At 60.3% G+C, this 2,844-nt stretch carries 2 protein-coding genes and 1 other RNA gene; 2 read left to right on the forward strand and 1 reads right to left on the reverse strand.

All coding sequences use genetic code 11. The features are described 5' to 3' along the window. Positions 1-306, forward strand: a transfer-messenger RNA (tmRNA) gene (gene ssrA / locus ACT8II_RS09245); the annotation flags it as partial. 126 nt (positions 307-432) lie between these two features. Here ssrA and ACT8II_RS09250 read toward each other — a convergent pair. Further along, the gene (locus tag ACT8II_RS09250) at positions 433-855 is read right to left on the reverse strand and encodes a DUF2871 domain-containing protein (RefSeq protein WP_118654213.1); all 423 of its coding nucleotides are present in this window, start codon (positions 853-855) and stop codon (positions 433-435) included. A gap of 586 nt (positions 856-1,441) precedes the next feature. On the opposite strand from ACT8II_RS09250, the gene ACT8II_RS09255 reads away from it, so the two are divergent. Continuing rightward, positions 1,442-2,844: alpha-L-fucosidase (locus tag ACT8II_RS09255; protein ID WP_443813938.1), on the forward strand; the 1,403-nt coding region annotated here is incomplete at its 3' end.

Raw genomic sequence — 2,844 nt, forward strand, 5'->3', positions numbered from 1 at the left:
ACGTTAAACAGGGGTACCGTCAAAATGAATTGACAAGAATTCTTCTTTTGAGCCCCAGCTGGCTCTCGCTGCTTAATTTATAGCGGCGCGTCAACCCGGTGATTTCCCCGACACCGGCGCGACGTCATTTGAGGGGAATGCTCCCGCGCACGTGATCGGTATGGCGCGGGCTAAGACCGAACCGGTTGGGACGCCGAGAGCGTGTCGCTCCGCGCGAGGCGTCCGAGACTAAATGAGTGACTGAGCCTGGAGATGCCGATCAGGGAGCTGTCGTGGACCGGAGTTCGATTCTCCGCGGCTCCACCATAAGAGAATTAGGCGAACTGTCAACCACGGTTGACAGTTCGCCTTTTTGCTATCTTCGCCACCATCCACCAGCCGCGATGCCGCTCGGCGGACATAAGTCGCCGGAGGTTTTTCCTTGGCTTGCCATCATCTCTTCTCGGCACGGGCCACGGCGCGTTTGACGCCCAGCAGGATGAGTACAATGCTCACACCCAAAACGATATGGCCCAACCCGGCGATGCCGGAGATCGCCGCGTCCATGCCGCGGGAAAGATCGATACCCAGAACCTGGGGCACGCCGCGAGCCACGAGCATGAGGGCGGTAACGTTGAGACCTACGTGGTAGGCAACCACCGCACGGGACACGGAGCGGTCGGCGATGTGCAGGGTCTTCTCAAGCACGAGGAGCAGCAAGAACATGATCATGCCCAGGGCAAAGTAATGCGTGTGCACGAACGCCAGGGTGGTCGCGCCGTCAAACGAAAAGAACTTGGTGAACTCGCGGAAGAACACGCCGCCGATCATGGCCAGGATCGCATAGAACAGAGCGCTGTTCGCATATTTCTTCATGAGGCACGTTCCTTTCCCACGCCTTGCGCCTCCTGGCGCCTCGGCTCATATCTTGCCCATGGCCTTAGGGTACCCTCGCAAGCGTTCTATTGCTAGATTTTTTGCACCATTAACCCCTCCCCTCGATGAACGCTCTACGCCGATGTTCAGCGGAGTCATCGCGCTCATCTAGGGCGACGTCGCGCTCCTCCCCCGCCGCATTGGCCACCTCGTCGGCGGCATCTTGAGCGTCCAGTCCCGCACGCTCATGATCAGGAGCCAGAGGGCATCGGCCTTCCTAAGCCCGCGCAAGCGATAGATTGTCCGCTCCTCTTTTGGGTTAGCGATGATCGATCGCACCAACTATTCGTCTGGTAGAAACCCGCACGCTGGTCTTCCCGGACAGATACCAATGCTCCACCTTTAGCCGTCTGAAACTCATAAACCTACCGTTCATGTTCCAAATTAATACGCCTGCCGATTCCACGAGGGGGGGGGTTGGGCACCCAGGCAAACTTGTTCCGATTGAGTGCATCCTGCACCGATCGTAGCCGGATGCACCACCAGTACCTGCCAGCACCGGCTGGCAGCACGTGATGGGAGGAATATGCAGCGCAAAAACCTCGCGCGGTTTGCCATCGTGGCCGGTTTGTGCTCATCGCTCGCACTGCCCACGGCGGTGTTCGCGGATCAATGGATCACCGATGAGAGCCTCAACGGCGTTGCCACCGCACAGCCCCAAAAGGACGACATCGTCCCCAACAAGGGTCAATACAAATACGCCAAGGAGGAGCTCGCGGCGTTCTGCCACTTTGGGCCCAACACCTTCTCGGGCGTCGAGTGGGGCACCGACTACGGCACCAAGATGCCCTCGGCGGTCACCTATATGAACAACCTCGAGACCTTCGATGCCGAGGGCTACGTCAAGATGATCAAGGAGGCCGGCTTCAAGCGCCTGGTCGTCACCGCCAAGCACCATGACGGCTTCTGCATCTGGAACAGCGAGTCGACCGACTACGACATGGGCAGCACCACGAGCCGGATCGACATCCTGGCGGAGCTTTCCAAGGCGTGCTCCACATATGACCTCGACATGGGCCTGTACCTCTCCCCCTGGGATATCCATGAGCCGAGCTACGGCAACAAGGACGGAAAGCCCGACAACTACAACGACTTCTACGACGGGCAGTTGCGCGAGATCCTCGGCGATCCCAAGTACGGCAACAAAGGCAAGTTTGTCGAGGTGTGGATGGACGGCGCAAAGGGCACCGGCGCCGACGCACAGAACTACAACTTCGAGCGCTTTGCCAAAACCATCAAGGAGCTCGAGGGCGACGAGTGCGTCCTCTTCCAGTGCGGCCTGCAGTCCGAGGTCCGTTGGGTGGGCAACGAGAACGGCCTTGCCGGAGACACCGCCTGGAACCGCGTCGAGATGAACCCCAACTGGGATTCGAGCTCCGCCGAGGTCCCCTGGAACAAGAACATCCAAAACGACCCCACGGTGGGCGCGGAGGTCAGCGTTGGCTCCCCAACAGGAGGCAAGTGGATCATGCCCGAGGCGGACGCCCGCATCACCGCCGGCTGGTTCTGGCACAACAACATGAAGACTCCCAAGACCCTCACCGAGCTCAGCAACATGTACTTCAACTCGGTCGGTCACGGCGCCCCGTTGCTGCTCAACGTGCCGCCCAACGATACGGGCACGGTCGACCCCGAGATCAAGCAGCGCACGCTCGATTTTGGCGACAACGTTGAGAAGACCTTCGCCCAGGACCTCACGCGCGAGGGCGAGGGGCGTACGGCGGCGACCGCCAAGGCCAGCAGCGCCTGGGAGAACGACCCCGCGTACGGCCCCGGCAAGGTGCTCGACGGCAAGGACGAGACCTACTGGAGCGCCAAGGACGCCACGGGCACCCAGTCGCTCCTCATCGAGTTTCCCGAGGAGCGCACCTTCAACGTGGTCTCCTTTGAGGAGGCCATCCAGAACGGCCAGCACATCAAGAACTTCGC

It is taken from the genome of Collinsella sp. (genome assembly GCF_052346665.1).
Classification (GTDB): Bacteria; Actinomycetota; Coriobacteriia; order Coriobacteriales; family Coriobacteriaceae; genus Collinsella.

Bases quoted from the DNA above. Each gene is read 5' to 3' on its own strand.
- ACT8II_RS09250 (WP_118654213.1), bottom strand. From the start codon at position 855: ATGAAGAAATATGCGAACAGCGCTCTGTTCTATGCGATCCTGGCCATG.